Here is a 23928-nt window from a genome sequence, read left to right as displayed (position 1 = left end):
GTGAAGCCGCGCGTTGCGCGGCGGTCAGGCCTGCGTGGCGGTGACGGCGGCAGGCGGCTTGAGCGCGGCGTGGTAGCGGGCGACGTATTCCTCGAAGGTCTCGGTGTCGGCCGCCTCCAGCGCGGCCTGCTCGGCCACGGAGTCGCGCGTCATTGCGTCATAGGCGGCGCGGGTGTCATCCGGCAGGACCTGCTCGCGCAAGGACTGAGTATGAGCCAGGCTGCGTTGCAGGGCAAATTCGTGGAAGGACTGGTGGTCCTGGCGCAATTGGGCCAGCACGCGGGCCGACGGCGTGAGCGCCGGGTCGTCCAGCTTGCCGCGCTGGGCCGCTACGGCGCGGGCGTAGCCGTCGCCGCCATAGGCCGAGTCCAGCAGCGCGGCGCAGGCGCCGATCTGGTCGAGCAGGTCGTGGCCCCAATCGGCCACGCTGACCGGCGCACCCAGGCGCGACAGGCGCAGCGCGGGATCGCGGCCTTCGCGCACGACCTTGTCGAAGTTGTTCTGGCTGTCCTGGCAGTGGCCGGGCGGATCGATACAGGGGCTGTCCTGCAGCGCGCAGTGCAGCAGGTAGGCGTCCATGAAACGCACCGTGTCGTGCGAGATGCCGATGGGCTCGAAGGGATCGATGTCCAGGCAGCGCACTTCCACGTATTGGATGCCGCGCTGTGCCAGCGCGGTGATGGGACGCTCGCAGCGCGCCGTGCTGCGCTTGGGGCGGATGCTCGAGTAGTACTCGTTCTCGATCTGCAACAGGTTGGTGTTGAGCTGGATCCACTGGCCGTCGCGATGGGTGCCCATGGCGGCGTATTCGGGCCAGGGCTCGGTCACGGCTTCATAGAGCCGGGCCAGGAAGCTTTCCAGGTCGTTGTAGCCCAGCTTCAGCTTGGACTGGGCCTTGTTCTGGTAGCCCAGGTCGCTCATGCGCAGGCTGGTGGCATGGGGCAGGTACAGCGTTTCGTCATCCAGCGACTGCAGGCTGTGCTGCTGGCCGCGCAGGAAACTGCTGCTGAGCGCGGGCGAGGCGCCGAACAAATACATCAGCAGCCAGCTCGTGCGGTTGAAGTTGCGGATCAGCGCGATGTAGCCGGCCGATGCCCGGGCGGCGGGCGTGTCGCCCGGCACGCCGATGGCTTCCCACAGCGATTCGTCCAGCGAGAAGTTGTAGTGCAGGCCGGCGATGCACTGCATGGTCTTGCCGTAACGCTCGGCCAGGCCACGGCGGTACACGTGCTTGAGCATGCCGGTGTTCGACGTGCCGTACCAGGCGATGGGGATGTCGGCCTCGTCGGGCAGCAGGGCCGGCATCGAGTGGTTCCACAGGACCTCTTCGGGGGCGGCCTGCGCCACGAAGCGATGCGTGTCGGCGAGTTCGCCCAGCAGCGCATGCGTGTCGGTGTGCGCATCGGTGATGAGTTCCAGCAGCGATTCCGAATAGTCCGTGGTCACGCGCGCATGGGTCAGCGCCGAGCCCAGGCTGGCCGGATGCGGGGTCAGGCGCAGCCGGCCTTGCGGGTCCACCCGCAAGCCTTCCTTCTCGATGCCGCGGCGGGTGCGGGCCAACTGGGGCCGGAGGGCTTCGAGTTGTGTAAGGCGGTGGTAGAGGACGTCGGACAAGGCGGGGCTCTTGGAGAAAATCGAATGTGCCGGGATTTTACGGGTTGGCGGCGGGTGCTGCCGGGATGACGGGCGCGGCCTGGGGGAATTGCGCCAACCAATGATCCAGATCAGCGTAAACCGGGGCCGCCAGCTCGGGCGTTTCATTGAAAAGCTCGTGCCAGGCGCGGTCATACCAGCGCAGGGCCAGCATGCCCGGCGGGGCGCGGTCGGCGAAGGCCCGGCTGCCGGCAGGGTCCACGATGGCGTCCGCCCCCGCCACCAGCAGCAGGGTGCGCCAGCGCAGCGTGGGCGCATCCGCCAGGGCCTGGGCGCCCGCATCATGGATGAAGCGCGCCAGCTTGCCGGTCATGCGGTCATGCACCAGCGGATCGTCGTAATAGGCACGCACGGCGATCGGGTCATGCGAGATCTGCAGCGTGCGCAGCCCGTGGCCCACCCGCAGGTCCGGCGCCCAGTTCGCCAGCAGCTTCAGCGCTTCGGTCTTCCAGGCGGGCAGGGTGACCTGGAACGGTGGGCTGGCCAGCACCAGGCCATCCAGCGGCAGGTCGCCGCGCAGGCCGATGCGCGCGGCCAGCAGGCCGCCCAGGCTGTGGCCCAGCAGCACGGGCGGCCGGGCCAGTTCCGCCGACCAGGCGCGCAGTTGGCGCAACGCGTCCTCGACCAGGTCATCGGGGCGGCGCAGCGTGGCCCGGTGGCCGGTGGAGCGGCCGTGGCCGCGATGGTCGTGCGCGGCCACCTGCCAGCCACGGTCTGCCAGCCAGCGCGCCAGCCTGTCGTGCCGGCCGGCGTGTTCGCCCAATCCGTGCAGCATGTAGATGCCTCGCCCGTGCGCGACGGCGGGGTCGGGTTCCCAGCGGTAGCAGGCCAGCTGCATGCCGTCCGGGGTGTCGGTCATGGAAATCGGCGACAATCCACTCTCCTTGGGCGTGTCGCGCCGGCGGTGCCGGCGTGACGCGGGCGTCAGGTGCATTGTGCTCCCACATCGCATATCTGGCCCAGCCTGTCAGGAAACCGAATGATCTCGTAGGGTGGTGGGAAGTGAACCAGGGATGGATGACGCGCCGGCTGGGCGCGGGCGTGGCGGGTCTGTTGGTGCTGCTGGCGCTGGCGGGCTGCTCGCCGGAATACGACTGGCGCGAACTGGATGCGGCGGGCGGTCGCGTGCGCGCGGCGTTCCCCGCCAAGGTCATCGACGACACGCGCCGCGTCACGCTTGCCGGCCATGAAATTCCCTTCACGTTGGAGGCCGCGCGCCGCGGCAACACGGTCTTTGCCGTGGGCCATATCGTGCTGCCGCCCGGCGACGGCACGCCGCCGGATCCCAAGGCCCAGCGAGAGGTGGTGAAGGCCCTGCTGGCATCCTGGTACACCAACGTCGGCGTGCCCGTGCCCGATCCGCTGCCGCCACTGGGCGAGACCGTGGACATTTCCTCCAGCGCGCGTGGCGTGGCCATGCGTTTCGTCGGCAAGGCCGTCGTGCATCAGGGGGCCATCGTCGAATGGATGGTGACGGGCCCCGCCGGTGAATTCCCCGAGGAACCCACGAAAACCTTCATGGCCTCGCCGCGTCTGCTGGGCGCCGCAGCCACGCCCGCCCAATAAAAGAAGAAGAGACTCCCGCCCATGGGCTCGGTCATCCAGTTCTACCTCACCACCGCCCTGATGATGGCGCCCCTCATGGCCTGCGCCCTGGTCGGCGCGGTCTGGGCCAAGCGGGACCTGCCGTATTCCGGTCCGTTCCTCACCATCCTCGTCACCTCGGTCACCACGCCCGCGCTGGTGTTCCACACGCTGGTCACCACCGAGCTGGATACCCGCGCGCTGGCCGACATCTTCGGCGCCTCGGTGCTGGCCCTGCTCATCTGCGGCGGCCTGTGCGCGGTGGCATTGAAGCTCTGGGGCAAGCCGGTCAAGACGCTGCTGCCCACGGCCTGGTTTCCCAACGCGGGCAACATCGGCCTGCCGATCTCGCAACTGGCCTTCGGCGACGAAGGGCTGCCCGTGGCCGTGGCGTTCTTCGCGGTGTCGTCCTTCTTCCAGCACACGGCCGGTGTGCGCCTGCTGTCGGGCGGCAGCAATATGGCCGCGCTGCGCAATCCGGTGCTGATCGCCTGCGTGCTGGCGGTTCTCGTGCGTGTGGTCGGCGTGCCGGTACCGCAGCCGGTGCTCGAGTCGGCCCAGTTGCTGGGCACGCTCACGGTGCCGCTCATGTTGCTCAGCCTGGGCCACGCGCTGGCGCTGATCCCCTCGTCGGGCCTGAAGGTGGGCAGCGGCCTGGCCGCGTTGCGCCTGGTGGCCGGCGTGCTGGCGGGCATGCTCACCGTCTGGCTGCTGGACATGTCGCCCACCGTGGGCGGCGCGCTGGCCCTGCAGATGTCCATGCCCTGCGCGGTCGTCAGCTATATGTATGCGCGCCGCTTCACCGACAGCGGCGACACGTCGGCGGGGGCGGTACTGGTGTCGACGGCGGTGTTCCTGCTGGTGGCGCCCCTGTTGTTGTGGTTGGCTGGCGCCGGGCTCTGACGACGTTCAGGTGTTGTTCAGACACAGCACTATTCCCGATGATCGCAAAAAACAAATAGTTCCATGTAATCAAACGCTTGGGTTTTCCTGGGGAATTTTTCGGCCCCGGGTCTGCAGTGTTCGCCTTTCGTGTCATAGTTTTTCCAAAGGTTTCTTGTTACTTTTGGCAGTTCTGAAACACGGGAAGCGTGGGCGAAGTGGCGGTATTGCAACGGAAAACTCGTAGAACCTGGCGTCTTTTCCCCCTCATTCTGCTCGTCAGCCTTGCTGCGCCGGCACTCCGCGCCCAAACGGCGCCGGCCGATCCTGGCCTGGACATCCAGCGCCGCCAGGAACAGGAACTGGAAGCCCAGCGCGCCCGCGCCGCTGAACGGCCCGATGTCTTCTCCGCTCCCGCCCAGGCGCCAGCCGAGGGCGTCCTGACGCTTCCCCAGGAAAGTCCCTGCTTCGTCATCACTGACATCCGTTGGGAAGGCCAGGCACCGCCCGCCTGGGCGACAAGCGAGGCTGATGCCGTGCTGTCGCGCTGCGTCGGCGCGCTCGGGTTGCAGGCCCTCCAGCAGCACCTCATGGCCATGATGATCGCGCGCGGCAAGGTCACCGCCCGCGTGCTGGTGCCCGAGCAATCCCTGGCCCAGGGCGTGCTGACGCTGCGCTATGTGCGCGGCCGCATCGCGGCGGTGCGCGCCGATGGCGCGCCGGGCTGGTGGCGCATGGCGCTGCCCGCGTGGGAAGACGGCGACGTGGACCAGCGCGACCTCGACCAGGCCCTGGAAAACGTGCGCCGCCTGGGCGGGCAGTCCGATGCCGCCATCGACCTCGTGCCCGGCGCGCAGCCCGGCGACACCGACATCGTCCTGAAACCGGGCACCGGCAAGCGCCTGCATGGCTACGCGGGCCTGGACAACGGCGGCATGTCCTCCACCGGTGACTGGCAGATGAACGCCGGCCTGACGGTGGATTCGCCGCTGTTCCTGTACGACCAGCTCTCGGCCTCGTGGAACAGCAATGCCGACCGTGGCAATTCGGCGGCGGGTTCGCGCGCCGCGTCGCTGCACTACAGCATTCCCTTCGGCTACTGGACGGCCTTCGCGGGCGCCAGCCGTTCACGCTATCGCCAGACCGTGCCGGGCTTCGACGCGCCCATCGTCTATGGCGGCACCAGCAAGCAGGTCGAGGCCGGGCTGTCGGTGGTGCCGTATCGCGGCACCGACCACAAGGGCAACCTCAGCGCGAAGCTGTATCGCAAGCGCGCCACCAGCACGCTGGACGACATCGAGATCGAGGTGCAACGGCGAGACGTCGTGGGCCTGGAGCTGGGCTATTCCCATCGCCAATACCTGGGGCAGGCCGTGCTGGATGCCGGCGTGTCGTGGCGCGCCTCCATTCCGCGCTGGTCCGACGCGCCGGGCTTCGTCCTGGGCGAAGAGAACTGGAACGGCCGCAGCCGCGTGCTGCTGGGCAGCGCGGGCGTCTTCCTGCCCTTCGCGCTGGCGGGCCAGCGCTGGGGCTACCAGGCCAACTGGCAGATCCAGCATGCCGACACGGCAATCCTGCCCGCGGACTACTTCACCATCGGCAACCGCTATGCCGTGCGCGGCTTCGATGGCGAGATGACCCTGGCCGGCGAGCGCGGCTGGACGCTGCGCAACGACCTCTCCATGAACCTGGGCGACACCGGCCATCAGCTGTACGGCGGCGTCGACGCGGGCCGCGTGGGCGGCCAGGCGGCGGCCTATCTGCCCAGCCGCACCTTGATCGGCGCGGTGCTGGGCCTGCGCGGACGCGCCGCAGTGGGGCCGGTGAACGCCAACTACGACCTGTCGCTGGGCTGGCCCCTGAAGAAACCCGACCTGCTCGAAACCGCCAGCACCACGGTGGCGTTCTCGTTGACCTTTGATTTCTGACCTGCCCATCACCATGACCCTCCTGCGCCGTGCCATCGCCAGCCTTGTCCTGCTGACCCAGGTCGTGCCTTCCCTCGCCTGGGCGCAGACGTTGCCCATCACCGTCGACCGCAACGTCGCCGGACAACGGCCCGTGGTGGGCGTGGGCCCCAACGGCGTGCCGGTCGTGAACATCGCGCCGCCCAGCGCGGGCGGGGTGTCGAACAACCGCTACACGCAGTTCAACGTGGGCCCGTCGGGCGTGGTGCTGAACAACAGCGGCGCGGGCAGCCAGTCGCAGCTGGCGGGCGGCATTGCCGGCAACCCCATGCTGGGCAACCAGCGCGCCACCACCATCCTGAACCAGGTCACGGCCAACAACCCCTCGCAATTGCGCGGCATGCTGGAAGTGGCGGGCCATCGGGCCAACGTCATCGTGGCCAACCCGGCGGGCATCACCTGCGACGGCTGCGGCTTCCTCAACACCCATCGCGGCACGCTGACCACGGGCCGACCGATCCTGAACGCCGATGGCTCGGTGCAGGGCTTCGATATCGGCCAGGGCAGCATCAGCGTGGACGGCCTGGGCCTGTATGGCGCGGGCCTGTCGCAGGTGGACCTGCTGGCGCGCGCGCTGGCGATCAACGCGTCCATCTGGGCCGAGCGCGTGGATGCCGTGGCGGGCGCCAACATCGTCGACTACAACACCGGCGCCGTGCAGGCGCAGGCCGCGCAAGGCGCCGCGCCCGGCGTCGCCATCGACTTGGCGGCCCTGGGCGGCATGTACGCCAACAGCATCCGGCTGGTGGGCACCGAAGCCGGCGTGGGCGTGAACGTGGGCGGCAACCTGGCCGCACTGACGGGCGCGCTGGAAGTCAGCGCCAACGGCGACGTGCGCTTTGCGCCCACCGCTGCGCTGCAGGCGGGCACCACGGCCAGCGTGAATGCCGCGCGAGACCTGGCAGCCGAAGGCCGCCTGACCGCAGGCGGCACGCTGGCCTTGCAAGCCGGCCGCGACGCCAGCGTGCGGGGTGCGCTGCAAGCAGGCCAGGACCTGACGTTGACCGCGGGCGGGGCGTTGGCGGTGGCGCAGGCGGGAGGCCTGTGGGCATCGCGCGACCTGGCTTTGCAGTCGGGGCAGAGGCTGACGTTGGCGGGCCAGGCGCAGGGCGACCGCCACGTGACGCTGGTGGCCGGCGCGCCGCTGCAGCTCACCGGGGCAACCGTCGCGCTGGGCGGCGACCTGTCCATCACCGCGCAAGGCGGTCTTGTCACGGCGGCGGGCACGCGCACGCAGGCGGCAGGCAACCTGCTGGCCCGCGCCCAGGGGGGCGACGCGGTCTTCGGCGGCACGCTGTCCGCGGGCAACAGCCTGACGCTGTCGGGCACGGGCGGATTGACCGTGCAAGGCGCGGTCAGCGCGGCCAACGACGTGTCGCTGACTGCGCGTGACGGCGTCTTGAACCTCGCCTCGACCGCGGAGCTTGAGGCGGGCCGGGACCTGTCCGCCACGGCGGGCGCCGGCCTGAGCAGTGCGGGGCAGGCGTTGGCCGGGCGCCATGCGGCACTGCAGGCCGGCAGCGGCATGCAATTGGCGGGCCGCACGGTGGCGCTGGGCGGTGACCTGACCGCCAACGCGCAAGGCGACATCAGCACCACGCAGGCGTCCCGTACCCAGGCTGCAGGCACGCTGCGTGCCACGGCGGGCGGCACCTTGTCGGCCGACGGCATCCTGTCCGCCGATGGCAGCGTGGCGCTGCGCGCGCAACGCGACCTCATGCTGGCGGGCACCACCGCCGCATTGAGCGGTGACCTCTTCCTGCAGGGGGACCGGGGCTTGACGCTGGCCAACACCGCCAGGGCACAGGCTGGAGGCAAGGTGACGGCCGATGCCGGCACCACGTTGAAGAACGAGGGCATCCTGTCGGCAGGCAGCACTGCCACGCTGAATGCAGGCAGCAGCCTGGACAACACCGGCACTGTCCTTGCCACCGGCAACGTGGACGCCAAGGCCGTCAACGGCCAACTGACGAACACGGGCCGCATCCTGGCTGGCGTGGGCGTGGCGGGCGAACTGGACGGCGAGGGCAGCCTGACCTTGGGTGCCTCACAGTTGCGCCACAGCGGCCTGGCCGCTGCAGGGAAGGATGTCACGCTGACGGGCGGGACGCTGAACCTGTCCTCGGGCACCGTATCTGCCGGCCAACGCCTGGCATTGACCGCCACGGGTGACATCGATGCGGGCAACGCCGTGTTGCACGGCAATGCCGCCGAGATCGCCGCGCGTGACCTGGCCTTGGGTGGCGGCAAGCTTACCGCCGCGACCACGCTGGACGCCACGCTGCAAGGCAAGCTCGACACCCGACTAGGCACGATCGCGGCGGGCGAGTCCGCCACCTTGTCAGCGAACACCCTGGACAACCAGGGCGGCGTCATCGCCGCCAAGAACCTTTCGGTGACGGCCCTGGGCACGGTCACCAACCTGGGCGGCCTGCTGCAGGCCGACGCCGCGCTGGATCTGAGCGCCGCTGCGCTGGACAACCGCAACACGCGTGTGAGCGGCGCCACGCAGCCGCTGGGCGTGCTGGCCGGTGCGCTGACGGTGCGGGCCGACCGTGTCGACAACGCCAGCGGCCAACTGGCCGCAGATGCCTCGCTGGATCTGCGCACCGCCGCGCTGGACAACGCCGCAGGGCTCGTGTCCTCGCAGGCGCAGGCCGAACTGCGCGCTGGCCAACTGGGCAACGCCCAGGGCACGCTGGCAGCCGGGGAACGCCTGGCCGTGGTGTCCGACGCCTTGACGGGCGCCGGCCGGCTGCAATCCCAGGGTGACCTGGCATTGACGCTGACTGGTGGCTACACGCATGTGGGTAGCCTGGTTGCCAACCGCGACCTGACGCTGAGCGTGGGGGCGGGGCTGGACAACACCGGCATCATTTCGGCGGGCCGTGACCTGACCGTCGGGAGTCAGAGCCTGACCAACCGCGCAGGCGCCGAGATTGTCGCCAATGGCACCACCACGCTGAATGTCTCGCAGCAGCTGCACAACGCGGGCTTGATCGACGGCGGGCTCACGCGCATCACCGCGGGCAGCGTTACCAACGTGGGCCGCATCTATGGCGACGCCATCGCCATCCAGGCGGGCAGCCTGGTGAATGACGTGGCGGGCGGCGTGGCGGGCGTGATCGCCTCGCGCGGCGACATGGATCTTGGTGTGGGCACGCTGGTCAACCGCGAGCACGCGCTGATCTATGCGGATCAGGATTTGCGGATTGGGGGAGCGCTGGATGCGGGAGGGCGCGCAACAGGGCAGGCGCAGTCGGTGACGAATGCGTCGGCCACGATCGAGGCGGGACGGCATGCCAGCATCGGGGCGGTGTCGCTGCGCAATGAGAATCTGCGGTTTGACAGTGAGGTGGTGGAAACCGCGAAGCGTCCGAAGGTGTACTACCGGCTGGAAGGCAGCGCGGAGATGATCGACGGCGATACGGTGTGGGTCTGCGATTCGTTGATGCCTTACTGCAATCCAGGCACCAACCCCGACACGGAAGGGCGCGAGCGGATGAAGCTCGTTTTGCCATCGGAGACATATCCGTTCGAGGTCTATGGGCCACCTTTCTACTACTTTACCGGCCCGGTTCGTAGCGGGCAGGAGTGGGTGAGTGCGCCGATCCCTTTCGGGTATGCGACTCCCCGCGAAGACTGCGATGACGCGGGACGCTGCTCCGTCGTTCCAGCCAAGTTCGACTATGACGGCAGTCCGCAGATATGGGAGGTATTCCAAGTCCCTCAACCCGAGAACACCACGCCCGCGGCGCCTGCTCCACAGGATTGTTCCCTCTTCATTTCCACTCAAGAGTGCTACGTCGCCCATCGAGCATCGTTGCAAGCCTACGAAGCTGAACTGGACAGCAAGTTGAGTAGCTACAAGGCCCTGGAAGCCAAGCTGCGCGCCTTCAACAGCGATTTCCGTGGCCGCATGGTCGACAACTTCACCTACTACCAGGTGGATGAAACCATCAGCGAAAGCCGTACGCTGGCGTCCGACCCCGGCCGCATCCTGTCGGGCGGCAACATGTCGCTGGCTGGCACCGTCGTCAACGACAAGAGCCAGATCCTGGCCGGCGGCGCGCTGTCCGTGTCGGGGCCGGAGATCCAGAACATCGGGGCGGTGGGCGAACGCCGTGTCGAACACGTAGGGTCCTATACCTACACCTGGGTGAAGGATCATCACGATCGGGGATATCGCGCGCCTGTCGCCTATGCGGACGTCGCTGAAGTCACGCCTATCAATCTCGCCGTGGCAGGCGCCGGTGGTGGCGCGGCCATTCCCATTACCGGCAACGCTGGTCCCGGCGCCTCGGGTATCTCCGCGCCGACGGCTCCGCCGCCCATCGTTTCCATTTCACTGCCCGGCTCGGGCCTGGTGCGCACCGTTACGCCGCCCGCCACGATCCCGCGCAGCAGCCTGTACCAGACGCTGACCGCGCCCGATGCCCCCTATCTGGTGGCCACCGACAGCCGATTCCTGGGAGGGCGCGACGTGTTGTCCAGCGACTTCCTGTTGCAGCAGTTGCGCACGCAAGGCGCCGCCGCCAACGCGCCGGCGCCCGGCGCAGGCCAGCCGGAGGCGCCCGATCCCTTCGACGGCGCGGCTACGCTCAAGCGGTTGGGCGACGGCTTCTATGAACAGCGATTGGTGGCCGACCAGATCATGGCCGGCACGGGCCAGCGCTATGTGGGCGATTACTCCGACAACGAGGCGCAATACAAGGCCTTGCTGACGGCGGGCGCCGAGTTCGCCGGCCAGTACGGCCTGACGCTGGGCACGGCGCTGACCGACGAGCAGATGCGCCACCTGACCACCGACCTGGTCTGGATGGTGGCACAGACTGTCACGCTGCCGGATGGCAGCACGCAGACCGTCCTGGTACCGCAGGTGTACCTGGTCGTGCGCGAGGGCGACCTGAAGGGCGACGGCACGCTCATCGCAGGCCGCGATGTCACGCTCGACATTGGCGGCGATATCCTCAACAGCGGCGCCATCGGTGCGCGCGACGCCACTGTCATGACCGCGGACAACATCCGCAACCAGGCCGGCGGCCTGATCCAGGGCGGGCGCGTGGACCTGAACGCGCGCCAGGACATCGACAACATCGCCGCGCGCATCAAGGGTGAGGCCGTGGCCCTGGAGGCGGGGCGTGACGTCAACCTGACCACCACCACTGACACATACGCCTACGGCAATTCGCGAGGCACGCACATCAGCGGTGTTTCGCGCGTCGATGCCGGCAGCCTGGATATCCGGGCTGGGCAAGATGTGAATTTGACTGCCGCCGCCGTAAGCGCCACCGACGATGCGCGTCTGCAGGCGGGCCGCGACATCAACCTGGGCACAGTGCAAACCTCTCACCAAGAGGCGGTCCGTTGGAACAGCCGCAATAGCGCGGAGGTGTCGCGCGCCAGCGACATCGGCTCGGTGCTTGCCGCTGGGGGCGACCTGACCCTCATCGCCGGGCAGGACGTCAATGCGCGGGCTGCGCATGTGACCGCCGACCAGCAACTGGCCGTGGGCGCAGGTAGGGACATCAACCTGCTGGCGGGAGAGGAAAGCGCCTATGCCCGTGACGAACTGCGCTTCAAGACGCGAGGCACCTTCTCGTCCAAGACCACGCACACCATCAAAGAATCCGATCGGACACTGGCCATCGGCGCCACCTTCACGGGCGATTCCGTCGTCATGATGGCGGGCCGGGACCTGACCGCGCAAGGCTCGAACATCGGCGGCATGGGCGATGTCGTGATCTCGGCCGAACGCGACGTCAATATCGTCGCGGCGGAAAATACCTCCGAGGAATACAACTACAAGCGCGTCAAGAAGTCCGGCTTTGGCGCCCTGGGTGGCATCAGCTACGGCTCGCGCCAGACGACCGATACACTGGACGGCGAGAAAGTCTTCCACACCGGCAGCACGGTGGGCAGCGTCTCCGGCGACCTGCTCATCAACGCGGGCGAGTCGATGCTGATCGCCGGCAGCAACATCCTGGCCCGCCAGGGCGATGTCTCATTGGTGGGCCGTGACATCCGCATCGAGGCGGTGACCGACACGGCGCAGGAGCGCGAGTTCCACGAGGTCAAGCAGAGCGGCCTTACCGTCAGCGCAAGCAATCCGGTGGTCAGCGCGGCGCAGACAGGGGCCAAGATGGCGGATGCAGCCTCGCGCAGCGGCGACCCGGTCATGCAGGCGCTGGCCTTGGGGACCACCGCGCTGGCGGCGGTCAATGCCGTGGATGCCGTTGCGCAGAACGGCGGTGTCGGCGGCGTGTCCATCAACATCAGCCTCGGTTCCAGCAAAAGCCAGACCACCATCGATCGTTCCTCGTCCAGCGTGCTGGGCTCGAACGTGGCGGCAGGCAACGACCTGACCCTCGTTGCACGGGGCGGCGGCGCGGGTTCCGATATCACCGTCACGGGGTCGAACCTGTCCGCGGGCAACAACGCGGTGCTCAAGGCCGATGGCGACATCCTGCTGCAGGCCGCGCAGAACCTGGCTTCGCAACAGACGAAGAACAAGAGCAGCAGCGCCAGCGTGGGCGTGGGCGTCAAGGCTGGCGGCGAAGGCATGGGCTTCTATGTGAGCGCTGCTGTTTCGCAAGCGCGGGGCAACGCCGACGGTCACGACAGCACCTGGACACAAAGCACCGTCACGGCGGGCAACGTGCTGGCGCTGCAATCGGGCGGCGACACCACGCTGCGAGGTGCGGTGGGCCAGGCGGACCAGATCCTGGCGTCGGTGGGCGGCAACCTGCTGCTGGAGAGCCAGCAAGACACCAGCACGTATAAGTCAAAGCAAAGCAGCGCGGGTGTGAGCGGATCGCTCTGCTATGGCTGCGCCAGCTCGGTGGCTTTCAATATCGGTCGCGGCAAGATGAACAGCGACTACGCTTCGGTCACGCAGCAGACGGGCCTGAAGGCGGGTGACGGCGGCTTCCTGATCGACGTGGGCGGCAACACCACGCTGATCGGCAGTGTGATTTCCAGCAGCCAGCAGGCGGTGGCCGATGGCTTGAACCACCTGAGCACGGGCACGTTGAGCGTCGAAGACATCAAGAACCGTGCGACATACTCGGCCAGCCAGGTGAGTGTGGGCGGTGGATATTCGTTTGGTGGCGGCGACCAGAGCAGCCAGAACGCGGTGGGCCGTGACAAGGACGGCAACGTGGCCAGTGGCGGCCAGTCTGTGCCGGGCAGTAGCGTACCGTCTGACAAGTCGGGCTTGGCGATGGGCCTGCCGGTGGCGCCATCGGCCAGCGGCAATGCCAGCTCGACCACGCGCAGTGGCATCAGCGAAGGGGTGATCGAGATCCGCGACGAAGCGGGCCAGCAGGCGCTGACGGGCAAGAGCGCTGCGGAGACGATTGCGTCGTTGAACCGGGACACGACGGATACCTTGGGCGCGCTCAAGCCGATCTTTGACAAGGAGAAGATCGAGGCGGGGTTCGAGATCGGGACGGCGTTTGCGGGGGAGATGGGTCAGTTTCTGACGAATCGGGCGAAGGAGGCCGATGCGTTGAAGAAGGCGGTGGAGGCCGAGACCGACCCCATCCGCCAGGCACAGCTCCAAGCGCAGTTCGACGACGCCAAGAAGTGGGGACCTGGCGGTGAATACCGCCAGGTCATGACAGTGATCGCGGCCTCGGCCGGCGGCAACGTCACGGGCGGCGCCGGAGAGTTCGTGCAGGCGGCTGCGGTGAACTATCTGCATAGCTTGGGAGCCGCGCAGATCAAGATGATCGCGGATGATCTGGGCGGGGAGGGTTCTGCTGGGCATATCGCGTTGCATGCGGTGCTGGCTTGCGCAGGCGCTGCGGGGCAGGGTGCCAGTTGCGGTGCGGGTGCGGTCGGGGCATCGGCCAGCGTGGTGTTGCACACGCTCTTGGCGAACGTCTCTGGTAAGAAGACCGATGAACTGGGGGCGGAAGATCAAGAGGCGCGGCTGAACGCGGTGACGGGGTTGTTGGCGGGTATCACGTCGATGCTGGACCCGTCGGCGACAGCGGCTGTGGCGAATGCTGCGCGGATCGAGGGGGAGAACAACAACTTCGGGATGGTGGGGCTGCTACGCAACATCCTGCCTGTGCCGGGTGGCAATCGCGGGGGGATTGGAGGGGCAGGGCCAACGATAGAAGATCAGTTGCTGGGGCGCGGAGAGCAGTCGCTAACACCTGAGCAAGCCCTCGCTTTGGCTATTGAACTGAAGGTCAAGGGGATTAAGGAGCTTGTTCCCGGGTACCCCGCTGAGCCGGGCGGCGTGCCGGATCCGTTGGTGACCCCAGTGGATCAGCCAGGGTCCGGTGAGTCTTTGCCTGGGCGTCCAAGCGATACCTGGGACGAGGGAGGAATTCCGGGCCAAGAGGACCCCGGTGAGCGCGGCGGCAGCGTTATTGTTAATCCGATGGAGCCAGTAGCCGGACTGTGGTTGATTTTTAATCAGACACCTCTTCCAATAAATAGTGCTCCCTCACCGAAAGTGACCCAAGTGATCGAGGAGGCTTTGAGTGGAAAGAGAAACTTCACTTCCGGAGTCGTTCTCTCGCCAGACGAGGTTCTGGACGCCGGGAATCGATATTTAGGACCGAACTATAAAGAGATCGGCCAATCTGGGTCTGGCGTTTTTATAAGCGAGGATGGGAAAAGGGTGTTCCGGATAGATAAAGGCTCTCTCGATGGGGCGCATGCACCAGGTGTGCCACATGTTCATTTCGAAGTGCGTGATCCCTTATCCAATAAAGTCATTTCAAATAATCATGTGCCTTACAAGGAATAAGTAATGAGTATTGTCAGGTCTGGAATTATCGTTGGTGGGGGGCATGAGGGTGCAAAAATTTCCATCTTTGATGATTCGGCTGGAGATACGGGGGGGTATTACGTTTTCATCGAGGAGCCAGGGGGGGGGGCGTTTGATAACTGGTTTGAGAATTTACATGTACTGAAGGTGAACTTAGAGGATTACGAGGTTCATTGGAATGATGACGGGACAGAAACGCCGTAACGAGAGGATGTCGGTATGGTGATTCTGCCATCAAAAACGGAGGGGGCTCGGTCAACACCAGTCTGGGGGCCAACAAAAGCCAGACCGCTATCGATCGTTTGTCTTCCAGCGTGCTGGACTCGAACGTGGTGCCAGGCGATGGCCTGACAATCGTGGCCGCCTGGAAACCGGCGGCGTGTCGGTCAACGCCGGCGTGTCCAGCGGCCGAGGCAATTCGGATGGGTGCGACAGCACCTGGACGCAAACGAACGTCACGGCAGGCAACGTGCTGGCGCTGCAATCGGGCGGCGACACCACGCTGCGAGGTGCGGTGGGCCAGGCGGACCAGATTCTTGCGTCGGTGGGCGGCAACCTGCTGCTGGAGAGCCAGCAAGACACCAGCACGTATAAGTCCAAGCAAAGCAGCGCGGGTGTGAGCGGATCGCTCTGCTATGGCTGCGCCAGCTCGGTGGCTTTCAATATCGGTCGCGGCAAGATGAACAGCGACTACGCTTCGGTCACGCAGCAGACGGGCCTGAAGGCGGGTGACGGCGGCTTCCTGATCGACGTGGGCGGCAACACCACGCTGATCGGCAGTGTGATTTCCAGCAGCCAACAGGCGGTGGTCGATGGCTTGAACCATCTGAGCACGGGCACGCTGCGGGTGGAGGACATCCGCAACCATGCGGAGTACTCGGCCAGCCAGGTGAGTGTGGGCGGTGGATATTCGTTTGGTGGCGGCGACCAGAGCAGCCAGAACGCGGTGGGCCGTGACAAGGACGGCAACGTGGCCAGTGGCGGCCAGTCTGTGCCGGGCAGTAGCGTACCGTCTGACAAGTCGGGCTTGGCGATGGGTCTGCCGGTGGCGCTATCGGCCAGCGGCAATGCCAGCTCGACCACGCGCAGCGGCATCAGCGAAGGGGTGATCGAGATCCGCGACGAAGCGGGCCAGCAGGCGCTGACGGGCAAGAGCGCGGCGGAGACTCTGGCTTCAGCGGCAGCGTCTGCGTGACCTGCGCGGTGCCGGGATCGATCGCAGGCAACGTGGGTCGCGGCAAGATGAACAGCGACTACGCGTCGGTCACGCAGCAGACGGGCCTGAAGGCGGGTGACGGCGGCTTCCTGATCGACGTGGGCGGCAACACCACGCTGATCGGCAGCGTGATCTCCAGCAGCCAACAGGCGGTGGCGGATGGCTTGAACCATCTGAGCACGGGCACGCTGCGTGTCGAGGACATCCGCAACCATGCGGAGTACTCGGCCAGCCAGGTGAGTGTGGGCGGTGGCTTCTCGTTTGGCGGCGGTGGCGGCGAGACCGCAGGCCAGGGCGGGGTCGGTCAAGACAAGCACGGGAATTTTGCTGCAGGCGGCAATGCCAAGCCCGCCAGCAGCGTGCCGTCGGACAAGTCGGGCCTGTCGATGGGCTTGCCGGTGGCGCTATCGGCCAGCGGCAGCGCCAGCTCGACCACGCGCAGCGGCATCAGCGAAGGGGTGATCGAGATCCGCGACGTGATTAAGGAGAGGTAGGGTTGCTTATTGGGATGATGTAACAGATACCGTGGTGATTAATAATCTAAGGTCATTGATGGTGGTACAGCTTTTAGACCCATTGTTGGTAAAAAAAATTTCGAGGATTTGGATTGATGTTTGAGTTGACTGGAAATGATTTGAAAGGTGCTTCTCTGCAACTTACGCGAGATGATTTGTTAATTGTTTGTTCATCTCTCAATGAGGTCTGCAATGGGATAGAGATTTTCGAGTTCCAAACCAGGATCGGCGCCGAGAGGGATGAGGTCAAGTCGGTGATGAAAAAAATAAAGAATTTTGTGAAGCAAACACCTACTGAGGTCTAGCTTCGGGAAGTTGCTGGGTCTGATGATAATTTCGGTGATGTTTTGATAAAAAACAGGAGGTCCCTGCTGTTAGAAATATTTTCGTTCTATTTGTTGGAGGTGTTGAAAATTTATCGGACTTGAGTGAGGTTCAAAGGATAGCTATGTGGAAGGATTTCTCTGCATCGATCGTTCATGGTTGACTGAACTGGTTGTGCCGCCAGTTCGTGTCGAGGCCATCCTTGATCGGCGTTTCAATAATTTGATAATGAGAAGCTCGTCACATAGACACTGTGGGAGTTGAATGAAAAAAATTCAAAAAGTCTCTTAGGCTGCTATGGTTGCTGATCTCGCATTCTTCTAAAGAATTGCTGATACGAAATTTCTTCGATCCAGAGTACCTATCTCTTAGGCGATGCGCAAGGCCGATGGCGGTATCCTGCTGCAGGCTGTGTAGGTCGACAGTGGCATTAACGAACTGGACATGATCACATTAAATTGAGGAATTTCGGAATGCAGTGGAAAACTCCGGGATAAGTCGTGAAATGAGTAGATTCATAAAATTAATAAGTCTGATTGATAAGAGAATACGCCGAGGTTCGATATTCCGCACAAAGGCTAAGTGGCCTTATGAGGATGTTGTGGATTTCATGGTGATTGAAACTTATGACTCGGCCCGACCGTACGGGCTAATTGTGTCGTCTGGTTATAAGGCTGGCCTGACGCTAGTGCACCTTCCGATTGAGAGCTTAGCTGACGATGGCATGGGACTAAGTACCGAGTGAACGTGCCTAAATTGGCAACACTGGATCTACCCGGATAGCAAGGTTTCGGATGTGTACTTTTCGACTGGATATAAAGCAACGCTATTTAAAATTGCACGAAAGTGAGAGTGATGGAATGTAAGTTTTTGGAGAGGGGTAATGTGGCCTCTTCATATGGTGATGCGAGATATGATTCTGTCTTCGTCGACAATCTTGGTTATTTTTGAGCTACATGATGCAAAGGAGCGCATCGCCAAAAAAACCTTGATAACCCCCCTCCATTGTCTGTAAAACTCTGAAATGCTCCGGACTCGCCGGATAGCGGGGGCGACAAGCCCCCAAGGGGAGAACCCAGCCATGACCGCCTTCCACCTGGCAACGCTGCTGCGCCATCACCACCGCCCCAGCCGTGAAGACATGGAAGGCGAACTCGCGGCCTTGCACCGGGCGCAAGCGGTCATCGAGTTCGACCTGCAAGGCCATGTGCTGATGGCCAACGACAATTTCCTGGCGCTCATGGGGTATGGCCTTGACGAGATCCAGGGCCAGCACCATCACCTGTTCGTCGACCCCATTACCCGCGAGTCCGCGGAATACCAAGCCTTCTGGGAAAAGCTGGGGGCGGGCGAATACGACAGCGGCCGCTACAAGCGCATCACGCGTGAAGGCCGCGAAGTCTGGCTGCAGGCCAGCTACAACCCGGTGCTGGACCGCCATGGGCATCCGGTGAAGGTCGTGAAGTACGCCACCGACATCACGCAGCAGCAGCGCCGCAGCGCCGACGTGGAAGGCCAGGTGGCGGCGATCTCCAAGGTGCAGGCCATCATCGAGTTCACGCTGGACGGCACCATCCTGCGCGCCAATGACCTGTTCCTGTCCGCGATGGGGTATCGCGAAGAAGAGATCGTGGGGCGGCACCACAGCATGTTCGTGCGCCCCGAGGACAGCCAGTCTTCGGCATATCGGGAGTTCTGGCGCCGCCTGGGCGCGGGCTCGCACGAAACCGGGCAGTACCTGCGCGTGGGCAAGAACGGCAGCGAAGTGTGGATCGAGGCGAGCTACAACGCGATCCTGGACCCGGATGGCCAGCCCTTCAAGGTGGTGAAGTTCGCGACCGACATCACCCGGCGCGTGATGGCGGCCGATACCTTGCGCACGACGGTCCGGGACCTGAACCAGAACGCCGAGGAAGCGCGCCGCGTGCATGCGCTCGCCCAGGAAGCCAGCGGCGTGGCCGAGCGCGGTGGCGTGTCGGTGGCAGGCGTGGTGCAAACGATGAATACGTTGTCGGACAGTTCACGCCGCATTGCCGACATCATCGGTGTGATGGATGGCGTGGCGTTCCAGACGAACATCCTGGCCTTGAACGCGGCGGTGGAAGCGGCGCGCGCCGGCCAGGAAGGGCGCGGCTTCGCGGTGGTGGCGTCGCAGGTGCGCGAACTGGCCCAGCACAGCGCGGCGGCCGCGCGCGAGATCCGGGCGTTGATCCAGGACTCGGTGGGGCAGATCCAGGACGGCGCGCAGCGCGCGCAGGAGGCGGGCGCCACGATGCGGGAGGTGACGGAGTCGTCGCGCCGCGTGACGGAGATCGTGGGCGCGGTGGTGGCGTCGTCGCTGGCGCAGTCGCAGGCGCTGAACGCGGTCACCGAGGACCTGACGCGGGCCTCGCGCTAGCGCCGCAGGTCGCGCGCCAGGGTGCTTTTGCCGAACAGGCTTTGCACCAGGTCCACCACCAGTTCCGCCGTCTGGTTGCGCAGATCCAGCGCGGGATTCACTTCGACGATGTCCAGCGAGGCCATGCGCCCGGTGTCGGCGATCATCTCCATGCACAGCTGTGCTTCGCGATAGTTCACGCCGCCGCGCACGGCGGTGCCGGTGCCGGGCGCAATCTCGGGGTCCAGGAAATCCACGTCGAAGCTCACGTGCAAATGTACGCCGTCATCCAGACCGCGCAGGGCGCGCTGCATGATCTCACGCATGCCCAGCTCGTCGATGGCGCGCATGTCATAGACCTCCAGGCCCAGCTTCTGGATCATGCGTTTCTCGTCGTCGTCGACGCTGCGCAGGCCGATCTGGCAGATGTCGCCGGGCCGCAGGGCGGGCGTCTCGCCAGACAGCGTGGCCAGCGGCGCGGGGCCCAGGCCGTACAGGGCCGCCACGGGCATGCCGTGCAGGTTGCCGCTGGGCGACAGCTCGGGTGTGTTGCAGTCGGAATGGGCGTCCAGCCACAGCACGTGCAGGCGCTTGCCTTGCGCATGGCAGTGGTGCGCGACGGCGCCGATGGAGCCCACGGCCAGTTGATGGTCGCCGCCCAGCATGATGGGCAGGCGGGCGTCGTCCAGGGCGTCACTGACCGCCTGGAAGACGGCGCGGTTCCACGTCACGCATTCGTCCAGGTGGCGCAACCCGTGCGTGGGCACGGCCTGCGGATTGGGCGGGCCGGCCAGGTTGCCCAGGTCCTTGACCTCGATGCCCAGCCTGGCCAGGGCCGGCCCCAGGCCGGCCACGCGCAGGGCGTCCGGTCCCATGGCGGCGCCCAGGCGGGCTGCGCCCGCGTCGCTGGGGGCGCCGATGAGGGTGATGGCGGTCATGCTGGCTCCTTCACGCTGCGTGGCGCGGGCGGGCACCCGCGCGCTTGCCAGCGATGATAGAGCCTGCCGGGGGAAGCAAGGCGTGGCAGTTGTGAGGGGATGTCAGGTGCGGCACGGATGGGCCGCGGCTAACGCCGGGGCGTCAGATAGCGTCCGCCGCGCGCGCCGGTGGGCTGTCCATGGCGCACGGTGGCCACGCCTGCCAGGAAGACGTGTTCGACGCCGACGGGCCGCGCCTCGGGCGTGTCGAAGGACGCGGGGCCTGCGATCCGGGCGGCATCGAACACGGCGATGTCCGCCGCCTGCCCGACGGCCAGCGTGCCGCGATCGGCCAGGCCGAAGCGGGCGGCGGTCAGGCCGGTCATCTTCTGCACGGCGGTTTCCAGGCTGAACAACTGCTGGTCGCGGGCATAGTGCCCGAGCACGCGCGGGAAGGTGCCCCACAGGCGCGGGTGCGGACGCGCATCGCGCGGCAGGCCGTCCGAGCCCACCAGCGTGTCGGGCCAGGCCAGGATGCGCCGCACGTCCTGCTCATCCATGATGAAGTAGACGGCCCCGGCTGGCAGCAGGCGCTGCGCGGCTTCGCGCGGCGCGCACTGCCAATCGCGGGCGATGTCGCGCAGGTCGCGGCCGCTGGCCTCAGGGTGCGGCGTCGACCAGGTGACGAGGATGCGCTCGCACAGGGCCACGCGTTCGGGCCGCAGCATGGTGCTGGATGCCGCATAGGGATAGCAGTCGACACACAGCGGCTGGCTGGCCGAGGCCTGCGCCAGCCGCGCCAGGGTCTCTGCCGAGCGCCCGTGGTTGGCCTGGCCCACGAGCTTGTGGTGCGAGAACACGATGGGCGCGCGCAGGGCGGCGCCCACGCGCAGGGCCTCTTCGATGGCGGGCACGATGTGGTCGCCCTCGTCGCGCAGATGGGTGGCATAGACGCCCCCGTGCGTGAGCAAGGGTTGGCCGATGGCGATGAGTTCGGCTTCGGTGGCGGCGGCGGCGGGCGGATAGAACGTGCCGCTGGACAGGCCGATGGCGCCTTGGCGCAGCGCCAGGTCCAGGTCGGCGCGCATGGCCGCGATTTCGTTGTCATTGGCTTCGCGCGCAAGGTCGCCCATGTGGCGCACGCGCAGCGTGGCATGGCCGACCATCGAGACGCTGTGCACGGCGGGGTCGGCGGCGTCCAGCGCGGCGCGATAGGCGGCGAAGTCCGGGTAGCGGTAGGCGTCGCCCAACAGGTCCAGCGGTGCGGGAGGCCTGTCGCCCGTGACCAGCGGCGCAAGGCTCAGGCCGCAGTTGCCGTTCACGACCGTGGTGACGCCCTGCAGGATCTTGAAGGGCATGTCCGGTGTTTCCACCAGGGCATGGTCGTCGTGGGCGTGGCTGTCGATGAAGCCGGGCGCCACGACCAGCCCGTCGGCGTCCAGGTGCCGCCGCGCGTGTGCGTCGCCCAGTTCGCCCAGCGCGGCAATGCGGCCGTCTTGCACGGCAAGGTCGGCGCGCCGGCGGGGCGCGCCGGTGCCATCGATGAGCGTGCCGCCGTGGATGACGAGGTCGTAGTCAGGGTGAGGCATGAGGCGTGTTTCCGGAAAGCGCGGCAAGCGGTCAATCCACCCGCGCGCCGCTGGCGCGCACGACTTCGCCCCATTTGCGGGTTTCGCGGTCCATCAGCGCGCGCAGGTCGTCGGGCGTGCCGCCCAGCGTGTCGAAGGCCAGGTCCGCCAGCTTGGCCTTCACGGCGGGGTCGGCCAGCATCTCGTTGAAGGTGGTGTTCAGGCGCTGGATGATGGGGCCGGGCGTGCCCGCAGGCAGCACGAAGCCGCCCCAGGCCTGCATGTCGTAGTCCTTCACGCCGGCTTCCTGCATGGTGGGCACGTCGGGCACCAGGGCGCTGCGTGTCGTGGACGTGACCGCCAGCGCGCGCACCTTGCCGCCCGTGACCGAAGGCAGGATGGACGGCAGGTTGTCGAACATGAACTGCACATTGCCGCCCATGAGGTCCTGGATGGCTTGCGGGCTGCCTCGATAAGGCACGTGCAGCACTTCCAGCTTCTCGATGTCCTTGAACAGCTCGCCGCCCAGGTGGCTGGTGGTGCCGTTGCCGGCCGAGGCCATGGTGACCTGGCCCGGCCGCTCGCGTGCATAGGCCACCAGGTCCGCCACGCTCTTGACCGGCAGGGCGGCATTGACCACCAGCAGGTTGGCGGTGGTGACGGCGGCGATGACGGGCGCAAGGTCGCGTTCGGGGTCGTAGGGCAGCGAGCTGAACAGGCTGCGGTTGATGGCCAGCGTGGCGATGTTGCCATAGCCCAGGGTATAGCCGTCGGGCTCGCTGCGCGCCACGGCCTGGATGCCGATGTTGCCGCCGGCGCCCGGCCGGTTTTCCACCACCACGGGCTGGCCCAGGCGCTTCGCGAGTTCGGAGGCCAGGTAGCGGCAGAGGATGTCGGGCGAGCCTCCCGCGGCCGACGGCACGATGAGGCGTACGGGCTTGTCGGGCCAGGTGGCCTGTGCATGTAGCGATGGACTGGCAGCGGTGCCCAGTGCCAGGGTTGAGCAGAGCAAGACGCCCAGTAGCGCACGGCGTGGCATGGTCATCGGATTCCCCTTGTTTTTGCTGGGCGCGTCATCGAACGTGACGGGCCTCTTCGATGCATTATGCGGCGCTGCTTGCGGGGGCGGGGAGCGATATTTTCGACCAGAAAGCATTCCATTTCGTCATAAGATGGCCTTCTTCGCGTTTCCTGTCCGTGGCCATGAAGCGACCCAACGGCAAGTCCATTCCCTCGGTGACCCACCTGTCGGCTTTCGATGCGGTGGCGCGTGCCGGAACGATGACGGCCGCCGCCCGTGCGCTGTCGCTGACCCAGAGCGCCGTCAGCAAGCAGGTGGCCGAGTTGCAGGCCTTCCTGGGCGTGCCGCTGCTGGTGCGACTCGAAGGCAGGTTGGTGCCGACGCACGCGGGCGAACGCTATCTGCATCGCATCCGGCCGGCGCTGGCCGAACTGGAGGAGGCCACGCTGCAGGCGCAGGCCACGCGCGAGGCGGGCGAGCCGCGGGGCCACCTGACGCTGTCGGTTCCCGCCACGTTCGGCGCGATGTGGCTGTTGCCGCGCCTGTCGGGTTTCGCGCGCCAGCATCCGCAGATCGTGGTGAACCTCTCGACCAAGATCGGGCCGGTGCCGCTGCCGTCGCCGACGCTGGACGCGGCCATCATGTACGTGCCCGGCCAGCGCGACCCGGGGCTGTGGTACCAGCCCATCCTGCCGCTGAAGGTGCATCCGGTCTGCCACCCGGGCCTGGGCGGGCCGCGCGCGTCGCCGGCCGGGTTGCTGCGCGAGCAGCCGCTGCTGCACCAGGCCTCGACGCCGGACGCGTGGGAGACCTATGTGGCTGCGCGCGGCAAGGGGCGGCTGACGGCGCGCGCAGGTCCGCGCTATGCCTTGCTGAGCATGGGCCTGGAGGCAGCCACCGCTGGCCTGGGCGTGGCGTTGTTGCCGGATTACGTGGTGGCCGATGCGGTGGCGCGCGGCAGTTTGCGCCTGCTGGATCCCGAGCCGTTTGCGATTGCGGGCGGCTACATGTTCGTGTGCCCGCGCCAGCACCAGCATGCCCCTGCCATTGCGGCGTTCTCGGCCTGGCTGTCTGGCACGGCGCGGGAAGCTTTTCGCGGCGAGTGCTAGAATCTCT

Annotated in this window: 15 protein-coding genes; 10 read left to right on the top strand and 5 right to left on the bottom strand. The window is 66.3% G+C overall.

The genetic code is table 11. The annotated features are described in order from the left end of the window. Positions 1 to 24: 24 nt before the first annotated feature. On the bottom strand, positions 25 to 1614 hold the full coding sequence (gene gshA / locus ODI_RS20565; RefSeq protein WP_067757105.1) for a glutamate--cysteine ligase: 1590 nt from the start codon (positions 1612 to 1614) through the stop codon (positions 25 to 27). A gap of 37 nt (positions 1615 to 1651) precedes the next feature. Next, a complete protein-coding gene (locus tag ODI_RS20560) occupies positions 1652 to 2512 on the bottom strand; it encodes an alpha/beta hydrolase (RefSeq protein WP_082985453.1) in 861 nt (286 codons plus the stop codon). Between the two features lie 158 nt (positions 2513 to 2670). Here ODI_RS20560 and ODI_RS20555 point away from each other — a divergent pair, with 158 nt between their 5' ends. From ODI_RS20555 to ODI_RS20515, 9 genes are all read left to right on the top strand, one after another. After that, the gene (locus ODI_RS20555; protein ID WP_157929798.1) at positions 2671 to 3219 is read left to right on the top strand and encodes a hypothetical protein; all 549 of its coding nucleotides are present in this window, start codon (positions 2671 to 2673) and stop codon (positions 3217 to 3219) included. Positions 3220 to 3240: 21 nt separating this feature from the next. Next, on the top strand, positions 3241 to 4140 hold the full coding sequence (locus ODI_RS20550) for an AEC family transporter (RefSeq protein ID WP_067757096.1): 900 nt from the start codon (positions 3241 to 3243) through the stop codon (positions 4138 to 4140). Positions 4141 to 4337: 197 nt separating this feature from the next. Continuing rightward, positions 4338 to 6047, top strand: coding sequence for a ShlB/FhaC/HecB family hemolysin secretion/activation protein (locus tag ODI_RS20545; protein ID WP_408635957.1), 1710 nt, complete (start codon positions 4338 to 4340; stop codon positions 6045 to 6047). A 13-nt stretch (positions 6048 to 6060) separates the two neighbouring features. Then, positions 6061 to 14853: a hemagglutinin repeat-containing protein gene (locus ODI_RS20540; protein ID WP_157929797.1), complete on the top strand. Its 8793-nt coding sequence runs from the start codon at positions 6061 to 6063 to the stop codon at positions 14851 to 14853. A gap of 3 nt (positions 14854 to 14856) precedes the next feature. Further along, complete coding sequence (locus ODI_RS22390) at positions 14857 to 15078, top strand: hypothetical protein (protein ID WP_157929796.1); 222 nt, start codon at positions 14857 to 14859, stop codon at positions 15076 to 15078. 175 nt (positions 15079 to 15253) lie between these two features. Beyond that, entirely contained in the window at positions 15254 to 16069 is an 816-nt protein-coding gene (locus tag ODI_RS20535; RefSeq protein WP_067750789.1) for a hemagglutinin repeat-containing protein, read from the top strand. A 47-nt stretch (positions 16070 to 16116) separates the two neighbouring features. Beyond that, the gene (locus ODI_RS20530; RefSeq protein ID WP_157929795.1) at positions 16117 to 16584 is read left to right on the top strand and encodes a hypothetical protein; all 468 of its coding nucleotides are present in this window, start codon (positions 16117 to 16119) and stop codon (positions 16582 to 16584) included. Positions 16585 to 17434: 850 nt separating this feature from the next. Then, positions 17435 to 17674, top strand: coding sequence for an Imm45 family immunity protein (gene imm45 / locus ODI_RS22740; RefSeq protein WP_197707118.1), 240 nt, complete (start codon positions 17435 to 17437; stop codon positions 17672 to 17674). A 336-nt stretch (positions 17675 to 18010) separates the two neighbouring features. Continuing rightward, the gene (locus ODI_RS20515; protein WP_067750785.1) at positions 18011 to 19327 is read left to right on the top strand and encodes a methyl-accepting chemotaxis protein; all 1317 of its coding nucleotides are present in this window, start codon (positions 18011 to 18013) and stop codon (positions 19325 to 19327) included. On the opposite strand, the gene rocF is transcribed toward ODI_RS20515, so the two are convergent. The 3 genes from rocF to ODI_RS20500 form a co-directional block, all read right to left on the bottom strand. Further along, a complete protein-coding gene (gene rocF / locus ODI_RS20510) occupies positions 19324 to 20244 on the bottom strand; it encodes an arginase (RefSeq protein ID WP_067750782.1) in 921 nt (306 codons plus the stop codon). The genes ODI_RS20515 and rocF overlap by 4 nt on opposite strands. Before the next feature lie 128 nt (positions 20245 to 20372). Further along, on the bottom strand, positions 20373 to 21812 hold the full coding sequence (locus ODI_RS20505; RefSeq protein WP_067750779.1) for an N-acyl-D-amino-acid deacylase family protein: 1440 nt from the start codon (positions 21810 to 21812) through the stop codon (positions 20373 to 20375). 31 nt (positions 21813 to 21843) lie between these two features. Then, positions 21844 to 22836: a Bug family tripartite tricarboxylate transporter substrate binding protein gene (locus tag ODI_RS20500; RefSeq protein ID WP_067750776.1), complete on the bottom strand. Its 993-nt coding sequence runs from the start codon at positions 22834 to 22836 to the stop codon at positions 21844 to 21846. Positions 22837 to 22994: 158 nt separating this feature from the next. Between ODI_RS20500 and ODI_RS20495 the strand changes: the two genes are divergently transcribed. After that, positions 22995 to 23921: a LysR substrate-binding domain-containing protein gene (locus ODI_RS20495; RefSeq protein ID WP_067750817.1), complete on the top strand. Its 927-nt coding sequence runs from the start codon at positions 22995 to 22997 to the stop codon at positions 23919 to 23921. The last annotated feature ends 7 nt before the right edge of the window (positions 23922 to 23928 follow it).

Origin of the sequence: Orrella dioscoreae (genome assembly GCF_900089455.2) — a bacterium.
In the GTDB taxonomy this organism is placed as follows: Bacteria; Pseudomonadota; Gammaproteobacteria; order Burkholderiales; family Burkholderiaceae_B; genus Orrella; species Orrella dioscoreae.
This window is presented reverse-complemented; position numbering and strand designations above follow the sequence as displayed.